The organism is Klebsiella sp., assembly GCF_027492335.1.
Taxonomy (GTDB): Bacteria; Pseudomonadota; Gammaproteobacteria; order Enterobacterales; family Enterobacteriaceae; genus Klebsiella; species Klebsiella huaxiensis.
This window is the reverse complement of sequence record NZ_JAPUEW010000094.1, coordinates 122,282-144,382: the sequence shown is the minus strand read 5'-3', so window position 1 is coordinate 144,382 and position 22,101 is coordinate 122,282. Positions and strand designations below refer to the sequence as shown.

At 47.3% G+C, this 22,101-nt stretch carries 26 protein-coding genes; 11 read left to right on the top strand and 15 right to left on the bottom strand.

Going from position 1 to position 22,101, the window contains the following annotated elements:
- Window positions 1-345: 345 nt before the first annotated feature.
- Together QVF11_RS26540 and QVF11_RS26535 are read left to right on the top strand one after the other, a co-directional pair.
- The gene (locus QVF11_RS26540; protein ID WP_287860657.1) at window positions 346-1,956 is read left to right on the top strand and encodes an AAA family ATPase; all 1,611 of its coding nucleotides are present in this window, start codon (window positions 346-348) and stop codon (window positions 1,954-1,956) included.
- A 1-nt stretch (window position 1,957) separates the two neighbouring features.
- Window positions 1,958-3,064, top strand: a complete 1,107-nt coding sequence (locus tag QVF11_RS26535; protein WP_287860654.1) for a hypothetical protein — start codon at window positions 1,958-1,960, stop codon at window positions 3,062-3,064.
- 555 nt (window positions 3,065-3,619) lie between these two features.
- On the opposite strand, the gene QVF11_RS26530 is transcribed toward QVF11_RS26535, so the two are convergent.
- The gene (locus QVF11_RS26530; RefSeq protein WP_287860651.1) at window positions 3,620-3,964 is read right to left on the bottom strand and encodes a hypothetical protein; all 345 of its coding nucleotides are present in this window, start codon (window positions 3,962-3,964) and stop codon (window positions 3,620-3,622) included.
- 221 nt (window positions 3,965-4,185) lie between these two features.
- Here QVF11_RS26530 and QVF11_RS26525 point away from each other — a divergent pair, with 221 nt between their 5' ends.
- A complete protein-coding gene (locus tag QVF11_RS26525; protein ID WP_134936725.1) occupies window positions 4,186-5,019 on the top strand; it encodes an HNH endonuclease in 834 nt (277 codons plus the stop codon).
- A gap of 113 nt (window positions 5,020-5,132) precedes the next feature.
- Here the strand turns inward: QVF11_RS26525 and QVF11_RS26520 are convergent, their stop codons facing one another.
- From QVF11_RS26520 to QVF11_RS26480, 10 genes are all read right to left on the bottom strand, one after another.
- Complete coding sequence (locus tag QVF11_RS26520; RefSeq protein ID WP_287860641.1) at window positions 5,133-5,651, bottom strand: hypothetical protein; 519 nt, start codon at window positions 5,649-5,651, stop codon at window positions 5,133-5,135.
- 2 nt (window positions 5,652-5,653) lie between these two features.
- Window positions 5,654-8,203 (bottom strand): replication endonuclease, encoded by a 2,550-nt coding sequence (locus QVF11_RS26515; protein WP_287860638.1) that lies wholly within the window; start codon window positions 8,201-8,203, stop codon window positions 5,654-5,656.
- 37 nt (window positions 8,204-8,240) lie between these two features.
- Window positions 8,241-9,176, bottom strand: coding sequence for a DNA adenine methylase (locus QVF11_RS26510; RefSeq protein ID WP_287860635.1), 936 nt, complete (start codon window positions 9,174-9,176; stop codon window positions 8,241-8,243).
- Window positions 9,173-9,400, bottom strand: a complete 228-nt coding sequence (locus QVF11_RS28755; RefSeq protein WP_004131528.1) for a ParE family toxin-like protein — start codon at window positions 9,398-9,400, stop codon at window positions 9,173-9,175. The genes QVF11_RS26510 and QVF11_RS28755 overlap by 4 nt, the downstream gene beginning before the upstream one ends.
- A gap of 8 nt (window positions 9,401-9,408) precedes the next feature.
- Window positions 9,409-9,963: a 3'-5' exonuclease gene (locus QVF11_RS26505; RefSeq protein WP_224251931.1), complete on the bottom strand. Its 555-nt coding sequence runs from the start codon at window positions 9,961-9,963 to the stop codon at window positions 9,409-9,411.
- Window positions 9,964-9,971: 8 nt separating this feature from the next.
- Window positions 9,972-10,196 (bottom strand): hypothetical protein, encoded by a 225-nt coding sequence (locus QVF11_RS26500; RefSeq protein ID WP_004213098.1) that lies wholly within the window; start codon window positions 10,194-10,196, stop codon window positions 9,972-9,974.
- A gap of 68 nt (window positions 10,197-10,264) precedes the next feature.
- Complete coding sequence (locus tag QVF11_RS26495; protein ID WP_102000528.1) at window positions 10,265-10,537, bottom strand: hypothetical protein; 273 nt, start codon at window positions 10,535-10,537, stop codon at window positions 10,265-10,267.
- 15 nt (window positions 10,538-10,552) lie between these two features.
- Window positions 10,553-10,930 (bottom strand): hypothetical protein, encoded by a 378-nt coding sequence (locus QVF11_RS26490; protein ID WP_032432798.1) that lies wholly within the window; start codon window positions 10,928-10,930, stop codon window positions 10,553-10,555.
- Between the two features lie 15 nt (window positions 10,931-10,945).
- Window positions 10,946-11,164 (bottom strand): hypothetical protein, encoded by a 219-nt coding sequence (locus tag QVF11_RS26485; protein ID WP_004131515.1) that lies wholly within the window; start codon window positions 11,162-11,164, stop codon window positions 10,946-10,948.
- A gap of 20 nt (window positions 11,165-11,184) precedes the next feature.
- Window positions 11,185-11,463 (bottom strand): regulatory phage cox family protein, encoded by a 279-nt coding sequence (locus tag QVF11_RS26480; RefSeq protein ID WP_287860623.1) that lies wholly within the window; start codon window positions 11,461-11,463, stop codon window positions 11,185-11,187.
- A gap of 120 nt (window positions 11,464-11,583) precedes the next feature.
- On the opposite strand from QVF11_RS26480, the gene QVF11_RS26475 reads away from it, so the two are divergent.
- The 5 genes from QVF11_RS26475 (at window position 11,584) to yoaJ (ending at window position 14,497) form a co-directional block, all read left to right on the top strand.
- Window positions 11,584-11,883 carry a helix-turn-helix domain-containing protein gene (locus QVF11_RS26475; protein WP_004131513.1) on the top strand — a complete coding sequence of 100 codons (300 nt, stop codon included), beginning with the start codon at window positions 11,584-11,586 and terminating at the stop codon, window positions 11,881-11,883.
- 115 nt (window positions 11,884-11,998) lie between these two features.
- A complete protein-coding gene (locus tag QVF11_RS26470; RefSeq protein WP_287860619.1) occupies window positions 11,999-12,982 on the top strand; it encodes a phage integrase in 984 nt (327 codons plus the stop codon).
- Window positions 12,983-13,247: 265 nt separating this feature from the next.
- Window positions 13,248-14,261, top strand: a complete 1,014-nt coding sequence (locus QVF11_RS26465; RefSeq protein WP_112216629.1) for a GGDEF domain-containing protein — start codon at window positions 13,248-13,250, stop codon at window positions 14,259-14,261.
- 60 nt (window positions 14,262-14,321) lie between these two features.
- Entirely contained in the window at window positions 14,322-14,423 is a 102-nt protein-coding gene (locus tag QVF11_RS26460; RefSeq protein WP_004101234.1) for a YoaK family small membrane protein, read from the top strand.
- On the top strand, window positions 14,423-14,497 hold the full coding sequence (yoaJ, locus tag QVF11_RS28655) for a protein YoaJ (RefSeq protein ID WP_142514317.1): 75 nt from the start codon (window positions 14,423-14,425) through the stop codon (window positions 14,495-14,497). Before QVF11_RS26460 ends, yoaJ begins: the two co-directional genes overlap by 1 nt.
- Before the next feature lie 55 nt (window positions 14,498-14,552).
- On the opposite strand, the gene QVF11_RS26455 is transcribed toward yoaJ, so the two are convergent.
- The 4 genes from QVF11_RS26455 to QVF11_RS26440 form a co-directional block, all read right to left on the bottom strand.
- The gene (locus QVF11_RS26455) at window positions 14,553-14,816 is read right to left on the bottom strand and encodes a DUF2534 family protein (RefSeq protein WP_110273602.1); all 264 of its coding nucleotides are present in this window, start codon (window positions 14,814-14,816) and stop codon (window positions 14,553-14,555) included.
- Between the two features lie 127 nt (window positions 14,817-14,943).
- The gene (gene leuE, locus QVF11_RS26450) at window positions 14,944-15,582 is read right to left on the bottom strand and encodes a leucine efflux protein LeuE (RefSeq protein ID WP_110273603.1); all 639 of its coding nucleotides are present in this window, start codon (window positions 15,580-15,582) and stop codon (window positions 14,944-14,946) included.
- A gap of 90 nt (window positions 15,583-15,672) precedes the next feature.
- Window positions 15,673-16,587, bottom strand: a complete 915-nt coding sequence (gene lpxP, locus QVF11_RS26445; protein ID WP_110273604.1) for a kdo(2)-lipid IV(A) palmitoleoyltransferase — start codon at window positions 16,585-16,587, stop codon at window positions 15,673-15,675.
- Between the two features lie 554 nt (window positions 16,588-17,141).
- Window positions 17,142-17,936, bottom strand: a complete 795-nt coding sequence (locus QVF11_RS26440) for a class I SAM-dependent methyltransferase (RefSeq protein WP_142514183.1) — start codon at window positions 17,934-17,936, stop codon at window positions 17,142-17,144.
- 245 nt (window positions 17,937-18,181) lie between these two features.
- Between QVF11_RS26440 and fecI the strand changes: the two genes are divergently transcribed.
- The 3 genes from fecI (at window position 18,182) to fecA (ending at window position 22,076) form a co-directional block, all read left to right on the top strand.
- Window positions 18,182-18,703: a ferric citrate uptake sigma factor FecI gene (gene fecI / locus QVF11_RS26435; protein WP_112216632.1), complete on the top strand. Its 522-nt coding sequence runs from the start codon at window positions 18,182-18,184 to the stop codon at window positions 18,701-18,703.
- Window positions 18,700-19,647 carry a ferric citrate uptake sigma factor regulator FecR gene (fecR, locus tag QVF11_RS26430; protein WP_142514182.1) on the top strand — a complete coding sequence of 316 codons (948 nt, stop codon included), beginning with the start codon at window positions 18,700-18,702 and terminating at the stop codon, window positions 19,645-19,647. The genes fecI and fecR overlap by 4 nt, the downstream gene beginning before the upstream one ends.
- A gap of 98 nt (window positions 19,648-19,745) precedes the next feature.
- A complete protein-coding gene (fecA, locus tag QVF11_RS26425; protein ID WP_287860603.1) occupies window positions 19,746-22,076 on the top strand; it encodes a TonB-dependent Fe(3+) dicitrate receptor FecA in 2,331 nt (776 codons plus the stop codon).
- The last annotated feature ends 25 nt before the right edge of the window (window positions 22,077-22,101 follow it).

Genomic DNA, 22,101 nt, shown 5'->3' with positions numbered 1-22,101 from the left:
CAGTATGTCGGAAGATCTCTAAAAGTGAATGGTCCGATTAAGCGGGATACTTACACAAGGCCTGCGGATGAATGACGTTGATTTAAAAACTATGCATTTCAGTGCATTTGCATGCATCTGATTTTATTGTAATTTAGTTTTATATACTTTTAAGCTTAGAACATGAGGTGTCCGTAAACCTAGGCCCCTCTAGCGACTACACTTACTCAATGTGAGTGAAATCAAACACCTTGACTCACTACAAGTAGATTTTATGCCATTTTCTAAATCATAATTGCTTTGCTTGAATGTTCTTTTTTTATTACTATAAACATTGAAGGATAGTTCTTTAATTAAGAGGATTATATGCTAAAAGGTCTTGGCGTTGAAAATTTACGGAGTTTCTCACAGTCTATTCATAGTAATCTTAAGCCATTAACAGTTTTATTAGGTCGAAATAGCAGTGGTAAAAGTTCATTAATTCGATTATTCCCGCTATTACGACAGTCAGTTGAGGAAACAACTACAGGCCCTGTTCTATGGTATGGTCGCTATGTCGACTATGGTAATTTTTCTGAGGCCATATGTAAGAGCAGTGATAATAATGACACTATAATATTAAATTTTGACCTATCCCTTAACACTGCGCCAGGAAATTATTGGATGGCTCTTCACAATGCAGATTTATTCCCATTCCTAGACTTTAATTTGAAAATCGCACTGGCTGAACAAAATAAAAAAACTTATGCAAAATCAGTAAGTTTTGAGATCGATGGTTCGACAATACAAGTCATACCTAATTATGAAGAAGCGTATACTATGATTTATGCTAGCGGCCCAGATTTCTATTGGGAGACCAAAGCTGAAGCGACTTCAAAGAAGGACTATAAATTTTTACCAATCTTATCATGGATCTCTGAGACACCAAAGAAAAATAATTCGAAGGACCAAGTCGTTATAAATAAGAAATTCATTGAACAATACATCGCTTACATGTCCCGAAGTATTTTTAGAGAAAAAGAAGTCTCACATAACAAATTAATTTGCAGACAAGCCGCAAAAAAAATACACCGCTTCTTTCATCACAACACCAAGCATGAAAATATTTACAAAGAACTCCTAGATATAAGAAGTTATTCTAAGGACAGACTGGAACATGGAGTTAGAGAGTTATTTAAAAATCACGCCCATTTCATTAATAAGATTCAAGACCCAAGTGTATTAAATGATTTCCTAAATACTTTACATCCTTTCATTTTATTAAAACACTACAATTCAATTGCAGAAATTATAAATGATGGTCTATCAAAATCACTTTTATCAATAAAATATCTCGCACCGATTAGAGCTAATACTGAACGATTTTATCGATTCCAAGACTTACAAGTAGAGGAAATGGATCATACAGGCTCCAATTTGGCCATGATTTTGAACTCATTTTCTGAGGAGGAAACTAATGCATTCCAGGAATGGACAAATGAACACTTTGGATTCATAGCATTTGTTACCACCGATGGTTCTCATTATGCAATAAAAATCATGACAGATAATGACAATGAGGAGCACAATATCAGCGACATGGGGTATGGATATTCTCAAGTTCTACCAATAATAATGTCAATTTGGCTTGAAATTCATAGTCAAGATAATACAAATGATGAAGTTATATTTGTCATAGAACAGCCAGAATTACATTTACATCCGGCGTACCAAGAAAAAGTTGCTCATCTTTTTGCAAAAGTAATCAATACAACAAAAGAGTCAAAAAAAGATGTTAAATTTATATTTGAAACACATAGTCAATCTATGGTTGATGCAATCGGTGAGTGTATTCAAAATAAAACAATCGATAAAGACGATGTAAATATTATGATATTTGAGAAAAACAAAGAATCTGGAACTTCTGCTTTTACTGCAACCTTTGATGATGAAGGATACTTCACTAATTGGCCAGTAGGTTTTTTCTCAGGTAATTAATATGTTAATTGAAATCATCAATACACAAAATATAGATCTTAATAACGCTATTTACCATTCATCCCTGAACAATCTTTTTTGTTCCTTCAGAGAAGGTAAACATTTAATATTGACAGACATTGAATTTCTCCGGGATGTTTCCAACTTCAAAGAGTTAGGGAGTTTAACCTGTAATACAGCTCACAATCTTATACAAAAAAGCAGAGAATTCAAACAGTTAAAAACCATACTCAATTACTACTGCAAAGTTGATATGAAAAACTCTTCTTCCACTTTTAAGGAAGAAAGAACCGGAGATAATTTTTTTACTGTTGGTTATTCATTTTTTAACGACTCATCAAAAATACAACCAACAAAATTGTTATGTGAGGATATAAATGACTTTAAACTATATAGTTCCATATCAAAGCTTTATCAAAATAACAACAAGATGAATGGAGTGGATATCAAATTCGACATTTGTAATGGTGGCGGAGCAAACATAAAACTTAATTTCGACAAAATTCTTGCAGAAGGCTTTTTTTGTTTATGTTTACTTGATAGTGATAAGAAGCATCCCAAGTCAGGATTCGGCTCTACAGCATTAAAATTTAACGATCGATGTGACTCACCAATCTGTAAACACTACACTATCGAATCTCATGAGATTGAAGCCTTGATACCAGTTGAAATAATTGGACAATGCATAAATAATAAAACCATTGAAGAAAAATATTTAAAAGCGTTTGAACAACTTAAAGCTTTAACTAGCCATTCTCCCATCACAAAACTATTCTTCGATCATAAAGAAGGCTTTACAATAAAAAAAATAAATGAAATTGATGAAAAATATAAGGACACGTTCTGGAGGGATGCTATTCTTAAAGCACAAAATCTCAAAAGAAAAGGCTGCCTAGCAAAACTAGAATGCGAATGTACACCTTCCTGTATAGCTCTACACGGTTTTGGTACTGGACTACTTGAAGCATGTTCTTCTACGATAAAAAAAATGAGTCATGTTAAGTTAAATGAATCCATCCCACCAGTATTAATTAATGAGTGGAATTCCATAGGATTAAAATTATTCAGCTGGGGCTGTTCTTCACATAGTAGAACCCGAACCTCATAACTCTACTTATAGGCAGGCCATCCTTTATTAAAATTAAGGGGCCTGCCTTTCCTGCTATTATGTCTAAATATTTCACCACTTAACTTATCAATCAACACTAACTTTATTATCATAAATAGCCTCTTGTTTAATAAGAAATCGTTAAAGTCGCAATGCTGATCTTTTAGCTCTGATGTATTGATACACGCATCAATACAGTGCTCTACGGCTACCGTTCCGTTGTAGATTAGAATGTCCTGCTGCGTCGCCCCCTTCGAAGTAGCTGATATATGCTGATTCCATTCTTTACCTCTAGCTTCAGTTTTGGTATTGTATTTGACCACTTTCTTCCAGCGCATGACCAGTTCATACACTGCAATTTATTCGGTTGTTGGTCTGTATTTGTTACCAGCGTCATCCACGGTTGTCTGTCGAAGAATGCTATTGCTGATAGCGTGAACTTTGCCGCTGTTCAGAATGTGAGCGCCACCAGCAATCGACCTCACTATTTTATCGCCGACGTAGCTCCGGCAGGCGCGCAGTTGATCGCCAATGTTGACGATACTTCTTTGGTGATTATGTCTTCTCGTCGCGTATCTCTGACTGCAAATCTGCAGCGGCCTTTTTCTTCAGGTATTCAGCAACCGCAGCAGCATAGTTTTCTGCCCGACGTTTCGCTTCGAGTTGTAACTGCTCACTCCAGCGCTGATCTGCTTCTTCCTGTGTCATTCTCATGTCTTTACTAGCGATAACCTTTGGACCCCACGACAGTACAGAGGCATCATAAATCGACATGCGCAACTCTTGTGCGGCGCGCAAAAATGCTTGATCTGAGCTTTCGCTGGGCGCTTTCTTCAACCTGTTAGTGATCTCCTGCCTTTGCTGGCGTGAATATCGTCTTAACTCTTCGATATTCCCCACAAGCTCTGTCCTTTCTGACGGTTTTTTTATCCATACCGGCGCTCGCCGTGCAGTTATTGACAGAACACCTAGTAGGGAGTTCCACAAAGGGGTGGCAGTGTCAATTTAGTAGCACAGTGGATCATTTTCGCATAACTTAGCTATGTAATGAACTGAGTCAAGGCCAGTATAGGCCTGTAGACTAAGCGATTGTAGTTAGAACATTTAGAGTCGGAGTATCTATGCCAATTCCAGATAACATTGCAGCCAAAATACTTGTAAAATCAGCTAGGCATTGCTGTATTTGCAGAAGATTTTCACCATTGCAAATTCAAATACATCATATTGTCGCGCAGAGCGAAGGTGGTTCAGATGATGAAGACAACCTAATACCAATATGTATTTTATGCCATTCATCTGTTCATACAAAGATGCATATGACGAAAGGATTTAGCAGGGCAGAATTAAAAGGACATCGCGATGCTGTGTACGACATGGTTGAAAAAGGAAAGCTTCCTGCACAACCTCAAGTAACTAGCGATGAAATGCATGCACTATCAACAGTTATCATTGAAACTTTGAAAGCAGAGGGGAAAAGTCAAGATATTTCTGAGCGTGCAACAGAGATTCTATTAGCTTCAGCATGTGACGAAAGCCCCGTGTTAATTAATAGAACCGATGATGGAATTATTATCGAGGCTAGCGGACAAATCTTTTACTTTCATTCTAATGAAGCAAAACAGTATCCTGATGAGCTATTGGAACTTGCGCACGCTGGTTTAATGAGCCTTGATGGGGCGACATCAAGCATAACGAACGCTGGCATTGCTCATGTGCAAAAGATAGTAAAAACAACAGCTAAATATACAGAGAAAAAAGTCCAATGCATGAAATGCAGTCTACACTTTACTATCTTTTCTTGGTATCCAGAACTGCATCGAGCTAACACTCTCCATTGTCCAGAATGTGGTCAATCTGAAGGATTGTTTATTGTTTGGGCTCAGCAGAAATTTGGTTTTATTTTTCAGAGGGTACCGGGTAATTCATCGCTATGGGACATGGGTAATCTTCCCTAGTAGTCACTCAGCCACAACTCTTAACTTTTCAATTTTCTCCAGCCCACTCTCTTTACGTTATTTTTTAACTGAGCTGGAGATTCAATTATTATCTTGGAGGGTTGCTTTTTTATTTAAATCTTCCGGTACTCTCTTACTTCCCAAAGCAATGAAATTAACTCTTCAATTTTAATGCTCACTGCCCCATTCGCATCATACTGATTAATCAACTCTGCTATACGCTCATCAGTAATAATTACACTATAACTAGGAATTTCAGTAACAACGGTTATTCCTTCAGGCCATGGATGAGCTGTGTCCCAATCTTTTTCCGCTTTTTCTCGTAATAATTGCCATTCAGGATAACGGCTAAAGACCTGCTTCTCAAAATCAGACCTGTTTTGCTGCCCTTTGTCCTCATACTTTGATAAATCGAGATTGATAATTGGAAGGGGTGACTTACCCTCAGATTCAACCTCCGGAACGTCCTCACTATCGAACGGTTGAAGCCCGCGGCAGAGATTGCAAATTCGATCTGTGTAATAAAACTTCTCTTTGTAGTCCAGCTCATGCCCACATTTAATGCATCGTTTAATTTTGTTCGACAGGAAGCTGGCAATATTCGCCTCTTGCTGATCATAATCGTCACACATGTTCACCCCCTGTTCTTATCTACCCCAAAGAGTACAGTCCATCCTCTAAGGTCCAGATTTTTGAGCATGTCGGAATAATGCCCTACTGGATTGTCTGTGATGTGACCTACATCTACTTTATTGTGTTTTTTCAACAGTTTCCACACATTCCGAATCTGAACATCTGAATTCTCTGGTTCCATGCTGCGCAGCACCCCATCGTGAGTCGCGTAGTAAATGCGATCACCATAACGTATGCGTTTACCATTAAGTAAATGATTAACCTGGGATTCTCTAAGTTCGATGCCAATAGATGAAGCAAAATCGCTCAACAAGACCTCAAGCGGGGTGTAATTGCGTGATTCTACGTGGCCCTGCGCTTTCTTCTTGTTATAGATATCCTCTGTAATCCTTCTCAGTACAGCCCGGCGCTCTTTTGCGGGTAGTTTACTCACATCAAGCAATCCCGTTCCTTCACCAGGCGTCATTATCTCGGTTATAGCAACCTCAGTTACCATCTTTTTTTTGCGGATTTTTTGGTTTGGGGGACAGTTATTGCCACGAGTCCAAGGGGCGACGGGGTCGCCCTGGGCGGCGCTTTCAGCGCCTGGGTTAGCGGGAGCCTTCTTCACCATCTTCCAGGTATGGACATGCGTGCATATTTTGTTTTCCTTACCGGTGATTGGCGACCAAATGCCATAAATACGAATCCCGTGATCGCCATAGGTTCCTGGTTCGACTGTCGGCTCGTAGGCGGTATGAATGAGGTAATTTTTGCGGGGAACAAGTACACCGCCCTGCTTCATGATGTAAGTGGCAAAACAGCCAACATCAGCAGCAGCGAGCACAGCGTCCAGTTTTGGATCCATAAGTACCGGAGCGCCCGGTTTGCTGGTTTTCATTGCACGAGTTGCCTGCGATGCGAACAATCGTAACTCGCGGTACGCCTGGCGGCCTGGAATCCCAAAAAAACGAAATTGTTGAACACGGTGCAACGATGCCCATGCAGTGACGTACTCGGCACTATCACGTAGTGATTTACCCGTCTCCTTGCTGACGGTGTCACCCAGCCCACGCCCATCGATGTTTTTACTGACGTACTTTGCAATATAACTGGCCGGAGTCCCCTTTCGCGGGTCTATCAGCTTTGACTTGAAACGAGCGCCAGTGTTATTGCCAAGTTCGGCGCGATCTTCTCGGATAGCGAAACGACGCAGCAGCTCTGTGATTGCACGTCGATGTTTTTTGCGCATAAAACACAATAAATGCCAGTGCACAGTGCCATCGTGATGTGGTTCGGCTACGCGGACGCCGTACCAGCGCAGCTCTTTTTTGTGCATTGCCTTACGGAATGCCGCAAACGTATCAACCAGATAGTCGCTGCTTTTCCTAACTGTCGAGTGATCCCATGTAGGGTTAGGCTTCCCGTTCATCAGTGTGGCGTGGTACTTAGAAGGACAGGTGATGGTATAGAACATGGCGCAGTCGCCACGCATTTCAGCTATCAATTCCAGACCTTTGACACAGGCCATCATCTCATTACGACGGTGCGCTGGATTGCTGGCACTTGCAAGCACCACATCCTCCATGCTGAGCGTGTCACCATCTTCGTTAATCAGATCATGGTTGCGGAAAAAATCCATCGCCTTGCGGCGTTGTTCCCGCTTCTGCAACAGAATGTCATGGCTGACATAAGGTGATGTGTGCCGATGAACAAGGCACGCTGCCCGGAGCAACTCTTCCCGCCATTCGTTGCGGAGTTGCCACAGCTTACGTTGCCACCAGTCAGCACAACGCATACGGGCAAGCGCGCCCGGTATCAACTCGTAGTTAATCGGGTTGCGGCGATTATGTTTGCTGCGGAGCGCTTCATAACCCGGCGGGATAACATCGAGGCGTGACACTTCGGCCGCCACACGACGATAGAGCTCCAGTATTACGATGGGAGAAGCTAATTCATCGGTCAGCATCTCACCGCAAAGCTGGATAAAAATCATATCAATGTGCGCTGCGACCAGCGTTGAAAGCCGCTTAACCTCCCGCTGATTCAGTTCAGCAAGTCGAAGGAGTTGATCAAGGCTATCCCTACCAGCCATGGCCTGGAATGACAGCGACGCCTGGTTAGCACGGACCTTGTCAATCCTCACTAATGAGGGAGTAATGACCTCATTCAGATAGGTAGGCAAATGGCGCGGATCTTCTGATTTTTCCAAATACTTAATCCTTGTTTCCAGCGGCTTGCGCAGGAAACCAGGCAAGCTGGCGACGTCATCACGAATCAGGGTAAGAGGATCAACACGATGGAGTTCTGCATGTCGCTTAGCTTTCTCAATCAGCGCATCATTCAATTCGTCATAGTGCCAGGGATCGCAATGTGCAACAGAAAAGAGGTACTCTTCTGCTGCACGACTCATTGCTTCAGCCTGCTCGCGTTGATCGCTTTTATCCTGCTCATAAAGAGCAATCCAGACGGCCAGTGCAGATGGTTTCCGTGCAGGCACATCAACAGCATAAGGGTTTACTGGCTGCTTTCTGGCATTCCAGCTCCATGCCAGGGATGTGGAGTCAGGCATAACTCACCTTCGAATCTTATTTTGCAAAGCCAACGCTTCAACAAGCCGGCGCACCAAACATTTCGGCATATGTCGCATCCCCCATCACCGCCCCACAGTCCGGGCAACCTCCACCACCAGAACGACCGCAACCACCACACACGCGAAGAACGCCAATCACTTCACCGGCCATATCGCGGGTTTTGGCGCTAACGGAACGTCGAACTCTGAAGGCGTGGAGATTGAAAGCGGAGTAGATCTGGCGTGTTTCTGGTGTGTCGCTATTCGAGATGACCGAGCGCGTTCCATGCTGGCGATTAACGTCTAGTAACGCCGTAACCAAAGCGCGGTGATCATCCAAGGTAAATGGCTTGCCGTAAGCGGTAAAGTTAGCTGTTTTGCTAGTCGGGATGTACGGCGGATCGCAGTAAATCACGGAGTCCAGGCGATTCCTGGCGACGTACGGAATGGAAGTACGAAAATCATTACAAAGAAAGAGCGCGTGAGTATCCCGCGCCTTTTCGGCAAATAGGCGCATTTCTGCTTCTGGAAAATAAGGCGCCTTATAGCTGCCAAATGGAACATTGAAACCGCCATCCCTGTTGGTGCGATAAAGCCCGTTAAAGCAGTGGCGGTTCAGGTATAAAAATGAGGCCGCCCACCGTACAACGTAATCATCTGCACACTCGTCATCCCACGACAGGTGGTTGAACAACTTGCGCTCTTCGTAATAGCTATCTTCGTTATTGCCATTTCTGAATACGTTCCTGGCGATCAGTATCAATCTTTCTGGGTCTTCCCTGAGCGCGAGGAAGAAATTGATCAATGCGCGATTGCTGTCACAAAGCACATAGCGGCGGTATTCCGTATTCATAAAGACTGTGCCACTGCCTACAAAGGGCTCAATCAAGCAATCGGCTTTAGGTAAGTGCTTCAGCAGCTCCGGCAACACGCGGGTTTTACCGCCAGCCCACTTAAGAGGTGACTTAATCATTTGCGGCATTCCTGGTTATAGGTTTCATGGGTCATCAGTCGCCACTGCTTACCACCGTTTTTGCTGAGCAAACGCCAACGGAGGCCAATGCGGATCACGAGATAGGCGTGTGGCTTGACGCGGGTGTAATTACGCTGTCCACGAGCAAAGCAATTCAGGGCGGCAAGCGCCCTCTTACAAACCGGCAACGGCGCGTTACAAACAACAGATAAATGCGAATGCATGGCGGCCCTCACAGCGATCCAATGTGTGGGGAGGTTAAGCGCTGCCAGATTTCGCAGACTTGTTCCGCTTGATATCGCGCGTCAGTGAGCGTGTAACATGCCAGGGCGCTTCTCGCATGAGGCGCATAGTCTGTGGCAGCAGCAAGGTCGAGAAGTGAACGAATGCAGCGGTATTTTGTGCCTTCAGGTAAAATGCCTGACACCTCTAAGCGATCCACGGCATAACGAAGTGAAACCAGTTTTTCCGGGGCATCTTTGAACCATACGAATAACGCCGCGTTCCGGGGACAGGTGTTGTCGGCGATGAAAGAAGCAAGGCTGCAAAGTGCATCTTCTTCAGCTTCGGTTGCGCTCATTACTTCGGCGCGCCAGTGAGAGTCTTTTTTCATCCAATCGAATGCCGTACTAATGCTGATACGGCCCTTCAAGCTTTCAGATTTACGAATGTCTATCGAAGAATAAAAAACCTTTCCGATCTGCCCTGTTGAGGGTTCAAAAAACACAGCTTCAATGGCACACAGAGGTGATGACGGTTTCTTACTAACGTTAATCAAATCGATCATTACGTGATTCATGGTCTACTGCCCTCGCTGGTGATTGTTTCGTGGTTGGCTATCCACTGCTCAAGTGCTGAATAAATCTCTTCGGGGGTAAGGCCTTGCTCTTTCAGCAGGCCCATACGGATGCGCAGCAATCCGAGTAAGTGGGCGCGCTCGCCTTTGCGCGCATTGGTGCTGATTCCCATAAACTCTGGATCGCTTATTCCGCCTTCCGGCTTTATTGACGTAACCGACATGCAACCTCCTGAAAAAGGCAAAACGAATCCCCGGCAAAATGAATGCCGTTGTTTTTAATGCTGGTTAATTAGTGGTTAGGGCGCGGCTTTCTTTTAATCTGCTTAAATATCCTTTCATGCCAGTAATACATGAAATCAATAAATGTCATTCGCGCGCGATCGTGATTACCGCGAATTGCTTTTTCGAGCCCGTAAATTATTAAATCTTTAGACGGGCTTTTTGAACTAATGGTGATACGAGCACCATTTTTTAGATGTACAGTGAACCCCTGCTCGGCACTTTCCACTGCTTCTCGAATCAGCATTTCCTGTTCCCAAGATGTTTTTTCTTCGGTGAACATGGCGTACTCCGATGATCAGTTAAAGCGAGGGGGCTCCAGCCGCCAGGAGGCTCTAGCTCCCAGTTTCAGGTGTTCCAGGATCTCCGGTGTAACCTCTACGGTTACAGCCTGCGGCTGAACAAACTTCATAGCCTTCTTCAGTTGCTCAGCGTCCAGAGATAGAAGGTCGTATGGTTTAGGGATATCACCATCGGTCACGGAAATAATGATGTTGCGGAGTTCTTCAAGAGTGCATTCATCATTCTCGCCTTGAAGCATTGCGAAATGATAAAGGTGGGATACGCCATGGCGTAAAAGCTGGAGAGAGTAATCATGATTCCATTCCAGAAACTCTTTATTGAAATGGAAGCATTGTAAAAGCGAGTTAATTTTGTCTGCATATTCGAGTTTCATTTTCGCCCCCAGAGATTAAAAAGCAATAAACCGCTTTTTACTCATGATTCTGTCAATCGTTCGGCATGCTTCTGATAAAGCAAAGTCAATGCCGTAATAATGGCCTGTGTGCGTAATTTGATAGCGCTGGCGGTTGTACGGTTTTTTGCGTGGGAGTTTCAGAATAGTAAAACCACAGTAGAGGCTGGTTTTGCTATTGAGCTGTGATACTGATCCGCGGCTACCGTTCTTCATGTTTCCTCTCCTGAAACCAGCTATCGACCTGGCTCACCGAGACCAAGCCACATCAACCACCCTTCCCTGATCTCCTTTGGACGACTTTCGTAGGCCAGTTTCATGCCGTTGTTCCAGGCTGGAAGGTAAACCCAGTACTCGCCCGCACGGCCAGAAGTTGACTGGGGATCGGTCATCTCGATTACAGGAAGCTTCCCTTTTTCGATCATGCCCTTCACCGCAGAAGGGGTTTTCCCGATGAGTCTGGCGAACTCCTGATAAGGCACAGCATCCGTGCTACTTACAAGCTGTTTGCTCATCTGTTACATTCTCCTTTTGGGTAATTAATTGCTCTTAATTGTATTTAATTGCCTATCTGTGAAAATTCCTTATTCGGAAATTATTTCCTTATAAGGGAATAATCATCTTATGGAGGACTCATGTCAACCCCAGTTCATGAAAAAATCAAGCTCATTAGGGAATCCGAAAGGCTAAATAGGAAAGAAATCAGTGAATTAACTGGCATTGCTTACGGCTCATTTTGTGGCTATGAAGCGGGTGATAAAAAGCCAGGCGTTGAAGCGATAATGAGACTGCTACAACACCCCAGATTCATGAAATACACACTGTGGTTTATGACCGATCAGGTTTCGCCTGAAGCCGGTCAAATCGCACCGGCCCTCGCACACTTTGGGCAAGACTTAACAACCTCGCAGCACTCAGACCAAAAGACTGGTTAACAATTAACCAGTCCTACATACATTTCAAATGTCTATTATTGGTCGAAAAGTATTCATCACATAATTGCAACGCGTTAAGGCCTAAAGGCAAGCGCACCCATCGGAGGGTTTTCTTATGACTATTAAGAAACTCGATGATGGTCGATATGAAGTGGACATCAGGCCTGCTGGTCGCAATGGAAAGCGTATCCGCAGGAAGTTTGATAAGAAAAGTGAAGCGGTAGCTTTCGAGAAGCATACCCAGTTCAACCACCACACCAAAGAATGGTTATCAAAACCGACCGATAAGCGGCATCTGTCTGAACTGATACAGCTTTGGTGGAATTTGAAAGGCAAGCATGAGGAGCACGGTCGGATCAACCGCAACAAGTTAGATATTTTTTGCAGGATTACCGACGATCCTTGTGCTTTTCAGATTACGAAAGCGCTGATTAGTCAGTATTACGCGGCAAGAAGAAGTCAGGGCATTAAAGCTTCTACCATTAACCGTGACCTAAATAGCATCAGTGGCATGTTCACAGCGCTTATCGAGGCCGAGTTGTTTTCGGGTGAACATCCGATCAGAGGCCGGAAGAAGTTGAAAGAAGAAGTCCCCGAAACTGGCTATCTGACAGAGGACGAAATCAAGCACTTGCTCTTTAAACTGGATGGCGACAACAAGAAGATAGCCGTTCTCTGTTTAAGTACAGGTGCTCGCTGGGGCGAAGCGGCTCGACTCAAGGCAGAAAACATCATACAGAACCGTGTGACGTTCGTTAAAACCAAGAGTAACAAGCAGCGGACTGTTCCAGTTTCAGCGGAAGTGGCAAAACTCATAGCGGATGGTAAGCGAGGGTTGTTATTTGGTAAGGCGTCTTATTCTGACTTCAGGCAGATACTCAGGGAAGTAAAACCTGATCTCCCGACCGGCCAGGCGACGCATGCACTACGCCACAGTTTCGCGACGCACTTTATGATTAATGGGGGAAGCATCATTACGTTACAGAGGATCCTTGGGCATGCGCGAATTGAGCAAACCATGGCCTACGCTCACTTTGCACCGGAATATCTTCAGGACGCGATCTCGCTTAACCCGCTGAGAGGTAGCGCCGATGCGTGAAATGTCCACATAATGTCCACGGATAGGTAATTAGTTATGGCTTTCAATGGTCTTGCGTGCCGCGCAACCCCGCATTGTACCGTTGAAAGCCCCTTGTTCCGGGTGTGTCCAACGCACCCGACGGGGCTTTTTTTCCTGGTGCCGATACAGGTATTCTCCCAACAGATGTGTTAAATTTTATGTATCTCTGTTTACTCTGCGCTGATGGTCGTTTTTAGCATAATTTGCTGGTAGTCACGATTAGCGTTCGGGAGCCGTATCATTCATGTCCGACTTTATTCTTGCCCGCGTCTCACAAACTCTCGCCAATGAACACTCTCTGGAAGCATTGGTGCGGCAGTTACTTGAGATGCTGGAGCTTGTCACTCGAATGGAATCCACCTACCTGACGCGTATCGACTTTGAAGCGCAGCGACAGCTGATTATGTATGCGCACAACAGCAGCGAAATGCAGATTCCTGAAGGATTTTCCGTCCCGTGGAACGACTCGCTGTGCAAGCGTGCGCTGGACGATCGCTGCCTGTTCAGCAACGACGTAGCCGAGCGCTGGCGTTCGTGCATTGCGGCGCAGGATTTGGGGATCGCCACCTTCTTCAGCATTCCGGTGCACCTGACCGATGGCTCGCTGTTCGGCACGCTGTGTGCAACCAGCCGCGAAAGACAGCCCTATAACCTTGAGGGCGAACAGGTCATGAACCTGTTTGCCAAACTCATCTCCCATTACGTTGAGAAAGAGACGCTGGTGCAGCAGTTGCGTACGGCTAACGTCGCGCTTGAAATGCACTCTTATACCGATGAATTGACCGGTTTGCCCAACCGTCGTTCGCTGTTTAAGCACCTTTCAGCTCAATTTCCACGTGCATGTGAGCAGCAGCGCAATGTACTGATGATTTTTATCGACCTTGATGATTTTAAAGCGATAAACGATCGATTCGGTCACCCGTGTGGCGACAGTTTTCTCATTCAGATTGGCGAACGTCTCAATGCCCGTGTACGTAGCGGCGATATTGTCGGTCGCCTTGGTGGAGATGAATTTTTAATTGTCGGCCCGGGCCTTGAATTAGCAGAACAGCTAGAGTACATCGCCGCGTTACGCCATGAGTTAACGGGGACCTATTTTCTTGCCGGGAACCGTATTCACTACCCCGGCGCCAGTTTTGGCGTTATTGACGTCAACCCTCAGACGATGGACGTCGAACAGGCGCTACGTGCCGCCGACGATGCGATGTATCAGGATAAGAAGTCACGCCGCCAGGGGACTTTCTTTCATATAGACTAATACAACGTGTGAATATCCCGTATGATGTCAGGCATATTTCGCACCTACAGGGACAAAACAATGAGACTGGGTATTCTATTTCCGGTGGCTATATTTATCGTCGCCGTTGTTTTTCTGGGCTGGTTTTTTGTCGGCGGTTATGCGGCACCGGGCGGGGCATAATGAAAAAAAGCACCATTATTATGCTTATCATTGCCATTGTGGCTGTAGCGGGTACGCAATTCGGCTGGTGGTAAGGCGGGTGGCAAAACGCTGAATAAGGCGAACTTCGGTTCGCCTTATTGCATTACGCTAGTCCTGACGATCGGAACCTAAAAACAGGAAACCCAGCGGAATAGAGAACAGCAGCGTGAACACAATGCTATAAACCGTGACCATCGCCCCTTGCAGGAAGAACATTGACGTCGTCCACTCTGAGTACGGCATATTATACTCGCTCACCACGCCCCCAAAGGTCGCACGACCAACCACGAAAAGCGCGATGGCAAACACCGCCCCTATCGACAGGAAAAACTTCTTGCTGTTTTTGTTGCTGGTGAGTTTCTGCAGAATCATCCGGGTTCCCTTTTTTCTGAGCGATAATCGGCTGTATATGTAACATCAATGCAATAAGAATTGAAGTGGTTTTGTTACGAAACAGTGATGGTCGCTATCGGACCGGTCGCACGTACCGGCCTGATGACTATGACTGCAGTGTTGCCAGACGGGCAGCGAAACCGACAAAGACTAAGCCAATAAGGCTGTTGCCGATTTTCGCCAGTTTCTTTTTCGTTTTGACATAGCGCGTAACAAAAGAGCCGGAGACGATCAGGAAGCTCATGTAGCAGAAGCTAATGATTTCCAGAGTCAGCGCCAGAATAAAGAACGCAAGGCCTGGGGTTTTGGCATTAACGTCGATAAACTGCACAAAAAAAGAGACATAAAACAGAATGGCTTTCGGATTCGTCAGGCTGAGAGTCAGCGAACGCTTAAGAATCGCGCTCCCTGGTTCGGAATCAGACGCAGAATGACCATCGCGCTGGGTTAACACCGCGTAGAGCATCTTGCCGCCCATCCACAGTAGATAAATCGCCCCCAGGTAACGGACAATATTGAACAGTACCGGCGTGGTTTTGATAAGCGTAGCAACGCCCGCAAAAGCGAGAAACATCAGTACCGCATCGCCAATAAACACGCCAGCAGCCGCCAGATAGCCCTTTTTAACGCCGTGAGCGACGCCAGTCTTGAGGACAAAAAAGGTATTTGGGCCGGGCACCAGGATAATAAAGATAGCCCCAACCAGATAGGTCAGGTAATTCAAAACACCAAACTCAGCGAACACAACGCACTCCTTCGCTTACAACAAAAAATATGATCCCGCGCACGTTAACGCAACGGAGACCATTTTGAAAGCGCTGTGAGTGCGGATGTCTTAATATAGCGAAGTTTCGCCCTGCGGACGGGTTTTAAAGCGGCGGTGAACCCACAAATACTGCTCTGGCGCACGCAGGATCTCTTTCTCAATAACTTTGTTGATATAGCTAGCTGCATCCTGTTTATCTTCGCCAGGATAATCGCTCATCACATCACTGATATAGAGGCGGTAACCTTTGCGGCCAGGCTTGCGTACCATGCTGATAGTCAGCATTTTCGCACCAGACAGACGAGATAGCACGTAGGTACCGTTGGTCGTTGCCGCGTGCTCCACAGAGAAGAATGGAGCAAATACGCTTCCCTTTGGGCCGTAATCCTGATCCGGGGCGAACCAGACGGCCTCGCCAGATTTCAATGCATGGACCAGACCGGACAAATTGCGGCGGTCGATCATCGCTTTGTTGGAACGTAAACGGCCGCGAGTCTGCACCCACTCCATCAGCGGACTGTTATGTGGGCGATAAGTTGCCATCATCGGGCGACACAGCCCCATAGTGCGACCACCTAATTCAAGGGACATAAAGTGCACGCCGACAGCCATCACCCCTTTTCCCGCACTCATCGCGTTGTTGAGGTTATCCAGGCCTTCAACGTCAAACCATTTTCTCACTCGCTCATCGCTCCAGAACCATGCCATGCCGGTCTCGATAAGACCCATTCCTAGCGACATGAAGTTTTGCTCAATAAGCTTGTCTCGCTCCGCTGGCGACATATCCGGAAAACAGAGTTCGAGGTTACGTCGGGCGATACGTTCACGGCGTTTTAGAAAACGTCGCGATGCCCGGCCAGCGCTGGTACCGATGGCATGTAAAACGGGATAGGGTAATTGAACGATGAGCCAGAGTATGGCAAGGCCAAACCAGGTCCCCCAATTACGGGGATGGAGGAGACTTTTATTAAAAGCGCAAGACATGGTTTTTCCTGTAAACATTCAAACATGAGGTAACGCTTAAGGAAAAAACGAGTCCCTTCATCGAGTCATTAGGCGATACGTATAGCATTACTGACAATAATAATACTGGTAAATTCACTCCGGCAAGTAAAAAACCACGCCAGCATAAAAAAACACAATACAAGCACACCTGTAACAAAATGTAAAATAAAAATGAACAAATCATTACGAATATCTATAAAAAGAATGATTCCCAGGCTAATCATTCACCAGAGCACCATTGAACTTCGATGCTATGCAAGCAGAAAATCATGAGCTGCCTCAGAAGCCATGCGGTGTAGAAGGGAACCACTGGAGGTTAAGTTCGGCCCCTTCCCTGGACATTATAAGCAATAAATACCGCGCTAATCATTACTGGTCAAAATACAAAACCCCACGACCGTCAATCAGAATTACCCGCCAAAAAAGAGATGCAAGGTGAAATATTTTCGGTATTCACTCCGAAATAAGAATCACCTTATTTTACATCGCTGACAGTAAATAATGTTTATAGACAGTTATTCATATTCCTTGCGTTATTTTTCGCTCTCCATCTGGACCTTTACACCTTTAACTGAACAGCAGGCAATAAAGTTCAGACGATGCTTTTGACTTTGGAAAAAGCGCATCATCGATAAAAATCTCGGACGATTCTCGCGCTTTAGTAAACCATTACAGGCAATCTTCAGCGCCTGTTTGAATCCTTCATCTTTGACAAGCCCTTTTGGCGACATGAGCGACATCCGCCCGTGGTGATAACGGACGTAATCGAAACCTGTCCGCTCAAAAAGCGCCTGCCAGCCTTTGGCGCTCAACGGGCTCACGTTGGATTTCACTACGCCCTGCAACTGCATCCGTGCCCCCTCTTCCAGCGCCTCTTGCGTGTACATAATATCGTGGGTCAGCAAACGGCCGCCGGGTTTGAGCACGCGAAAATATTCCGCCACCAGCCTTTCCTTAGCTTTATCACCATACATCGTCAGCATCGCCTCATTAATCACTACATCAAAGGTACCGTCAGGAAAAGGCAGTCGATTAGCATTAGCCTCCATCACTAATACCCGATTATCCACGCCTTCACGGACGATGTTTTGCCGCGCGATCGCCAGCGCGTCTTTATCCATATCAATAGCGTAGACGCTACAGCGAAAACGCTGCGCCAGCTCTATCGAAGTGGTGCCCATATTACAGGCAACCTCCAGCACTTTGCTGTCAGGAGTAAATCCCGCTTGCTGAAACAACCACTCCGTCGCCTCCACGCCGCCGGGGCGCAGACGAGTTTTCCCCAAACTGGCCAAAAAGGTATGCCCTGCTTTGTCGCTTGCGTTCATCAGAATCTCCTTATTTATAACATGCATTATAAATACATCATTATGGTTATAGAGGGAATAATGATAATGAATTTTATTTGCATTAATGGCAGGGGTAATTGGCGGTAAAAAATCTATTCAATATTTAACAGTTACTTATAGCAACTATTCACCTCATGATTGATAAGCGGATTGCGTTTCAATTGAAATGATAACCATTCTCATATTAACATACAGCACACTGATGAATTTTTCTGAACCCGCTCATGTCCCAGCCTTCCGCTACCGCTGCACCGTTGACGCTTGCCTCGCTGTATAGCGACCATCACGGCTGGCTGAAAAACTGGCTTACCCATAAGCTGCAATCTTCCTTTGACGCCGATGACGTCGCGCAGGATACCTTCGTGCGAATTATGGGCGGCGAGCCGCTGGCAACCATTCGCGATCCAAAGTCTTTCCTCTGCACTATTGCCAAACGGGTGATGATCGACCTGTTTCGTCGCAATGCGCTGGAGCGAGCATGGCTTGATATGCTCTCACAACTGCCGGAAGAACTGGCCCCTTCACCTGAGTTACGCCAAAGTCAGCTCGAACTCCTACAGCAAATTGACGCCATGCTCGACGGGCTTAACGCGAAAACCCGAGAAGCTTTTTTACTCTCACAGCTTGAAGGGCTGACCTACGCCGAAATCGCCAGCCGCCTGTCTGTCTCCGTCAGCTCGGTTAAGAAATATATGGCTAAAGCCACCGAGCACTGCCTGCTGTTTCGCCTGGAGAATGGCTTGTGAATTCGACGCTCAGTGAATCCCGCCGTCAGGCGCTACGTTCAGCTTCGCACTGGTATGCGGTTCTGAGTGATGGTCGCGTAAGCCCGCAACAGGAGGCGCGCTGGCAGGTGTGGTATGAACAAAACAACGAAAATCAGTGGGCATGGCAGCAGGTAGAAAACCTGCGTCAGCAGATGGGGCAGTTGCCGGGTGGGCTGGCCAGCCGAGCCCTCCACGATAGCCGTATAGCCCGTCGCCATGTTCTGAAAGGATTACTGCTTCTGTTGGTCGCTGGAGGGGGATGGCGGCTTTGGGATTCCGAACTGGCTGAGGGACTTCGCGCCGACTACCGCACCGCGAAGGGCATGCCGAGCCAGCAGCGGCTTACCGACGGAACGCTACTCACGCTGAATACCGAAAGCGCCGCCGATGTCCGTTTTGACACACAGCAGCGATTGATCCATTTACGCTATGGCGAAATCGCTATTCAGACCGCGCACGACAGCCAGCAGCGACCGTTCCGGGTGCAAACGCGTGAAGGCATGATGACGGCACTGGGCACCGAATTTACCGTACGCCAGTTTGCTGGCGGAACGCAGCTCGCGGTACAGCAACATGCCGTTGAGGCGGTTTTAGCATCAGGCAGCACGCAAAGGGTTAACGCCGGTGAAAGCCTATGGTTTACCCGCGATCGTTTCTCTGCTCTGGTTAAGCTTAACGGCGATGAAAATAGCTGGACTCAGGGCATGCTCACCTTCCGCGATACCCCGTTGAGCGAAGTGGTCGCCACCGTCGCCCGCTATCGCTCCGGCATGCTGCGCTGCGATCCCGCCGTAGCCAATCTACGCCTGAGCGGCACCTTTCCGCTAGGTCATCCTGACACCATCCTGCAGGTCATCGCACAAACGCTGCCGATTAAATTACAGTTTGTCACCCGCTATTGGGTCACGCTCATCCCGGCCTGAGAAAAATAATACAAAAAATTCTCATTCTCCATTGTCCCTTTTCCCCTGCTCGTTCGACTTACTAGATGAAGACAACCAAAAACGATCATGGAGAAATCATGACGCCTTTACGCGTATTACGCAAACCCATGCCTCTGGTGATGGCAATCCGTTTAAGTCTGCTGCCGTTAGTGGGGCTGACTGCCGTGCCGGTATTTGCCGCCACGCAGTTTGATATTGCAGCCGGGGATTTAGACAACGTACTTAACCAATATGCCGCCCGCAGCGGTATCACGCTCGCTGCCGATGCCAGCCTGACGCGCGGCAAGCATAGTTCCGGCCTGCATGGCAGCTTTGAAACCGAAGAGGGCTTACATACGCTGCTGGACGGCAGCGGATTACAGTTAAAAGCGCTGGGTAATAACGTCTGGACGCTGGAACCGGCGCCCGTCAGTAGCGAATCCACCTTAACCGTAGTGGGCGACTGGCTCGGCGACGCCCGGGAAAACGATGTCTTTGAGCACGCAGGTGCCCGTGATGTTATCCGCCGGGAAGATTTCGCCAAAACCGGCGCCACCACCATGCGCGAAGTTCTGAACCGAATTCCCGGCGTTAACGCCCCGGAAAATACCGGTACCGGCAGTCACGATCTGGCGATGAACTTTGGTATTCGCGGCCTCAACCCGCGGCTTGCCAGCCGTTCCACGGTGCTGATGGACGGTATCCCGGTTCCGTTTGCACCTTACGGCCAGCCACAGCTTTCACTGGCGCCGGTCTCGCTCGGCAATATGGATGCCATCGATGTGGTGCGCGGCGGCGGCGCGGTGCGTTACGGGCCGCAAAGCGTCGGCGGCGTGGTAAACTTCGTGACCCGCGCCATTCCTCAGGATTTCGGTATAGCGGGTGGCGTTGAGGGGCAACTCAGCCCGACCTCTTCGCAAAACAATCCGAAAGAAACGCATAACTTAATGATCGGCGGCACGGCGGATAACGGTTTCGGCTCCGCCCTGCTCTACTCCGGCACCCGCGGCAGCGACTGGCGCGAACATAGCGCGACGCGTATTGATGATGTGATGCTGAAAAGCAAATATGCGCCCAACGAAGTGCATACCTTTAACAGCCTGCTGCAATACTACGACGGCGAAGCCGATATGCCCGGCGGCCTCTCCCGCGCCGACTATAACGCTGACCGCTGGCAATCCACCCGCCCTTACGACCGCTTCTGGGGACGCCGCCAGCTCGCCAGTCTTGGCTACCAATATCAACCGGACGCGCAGCATAAATTTAATATTCAGGGGTTCTATACCCACACCCTGCGCAGCGGTTATCTGGAACAGGGCAAGCGTATTACCCTCTCGCCGCGTGAATATTGGGTTCGCGGCATTGAACCACGCTACAGCCAGAGCTTTATGATGGGTCCATCGGCACATGAAGTCGGCGTTGGCTATCGCTATGTGAATGAATCGACCCACGAGATGCGTTATTACACCGCGACCACCAGCGGCGAGCTGCCCAGCACCGCCAGCCCGTACGATCGCGATACCCGCTCCGGCACCGAAGCCCACGCATGGTATATCGACGATCGCATTGATATCGGCAACTGGACGATTACGCCGGGCATGCGCTTTGAGCACATCGAGTCGTATCAGGACAACAATATAAAAGGCACCCGCGAGCAGGTCAGCTATAACGCGCCGCTCCCGGCGCTAAACGTTCTTTATCACCTCACCGACAGCTGGAATATCTATGCCAACACAGAAGGCTCATTCGGCACCGTACAGTACAGCCAAATTGGCAAGGCTGTGCAAAGCGGCAATGTGGAACCGGAGAAAGCACGCACCTGGGAAGTCGGCACCCGCTACGACGACGGCGCGCTGAGCGCCGAGATGGGGCTGTTCCTGATTAACTTTAATAATCAGTACGACTCTAACCAGACTAACGACACGGTTACCGCGCGCGGTAAAACGCGTCATAGCGGCCTGGAAGCGCAAACCCGTTACGACCTTGGTGAACTTACCCCCACCCTGGATAACCTCTCGGTCTACGCCAGCTATGCCTATGTCAACGCCGAAATCCGCGAAAAAGGTGATACCTACGGCAACCAGGTTCCCTTCTCGCCGAAGCACAAAGGTACCTTTGGCGTCGATTACAAACCCGGCAGCTGGACGTTTAACCTCAATAGCGACTTCCAGTCCAGCCAGTTTGCGGATAACGCCAACACCGTTGCTGAGAGCGCCGACGGCAGCACCGGGCGGATCCCCGGCTATATGCTGTGGGGCGCACGCGTGGCCTACGACTTTGGCCCACAGATGGCGAATCTCAATCTCGCGCTGGGGGTGAAAAATATCTTCGATCATGAGTATTACACCCGCTCGTACGACGATAACAACAAAGGGCTTTACGCAGGTCAGCCGCGCACGCTGTACCTGCAAGGGTCAATGAAGTTCTGATGATGGTTTGCTGCCGGATAGCGGA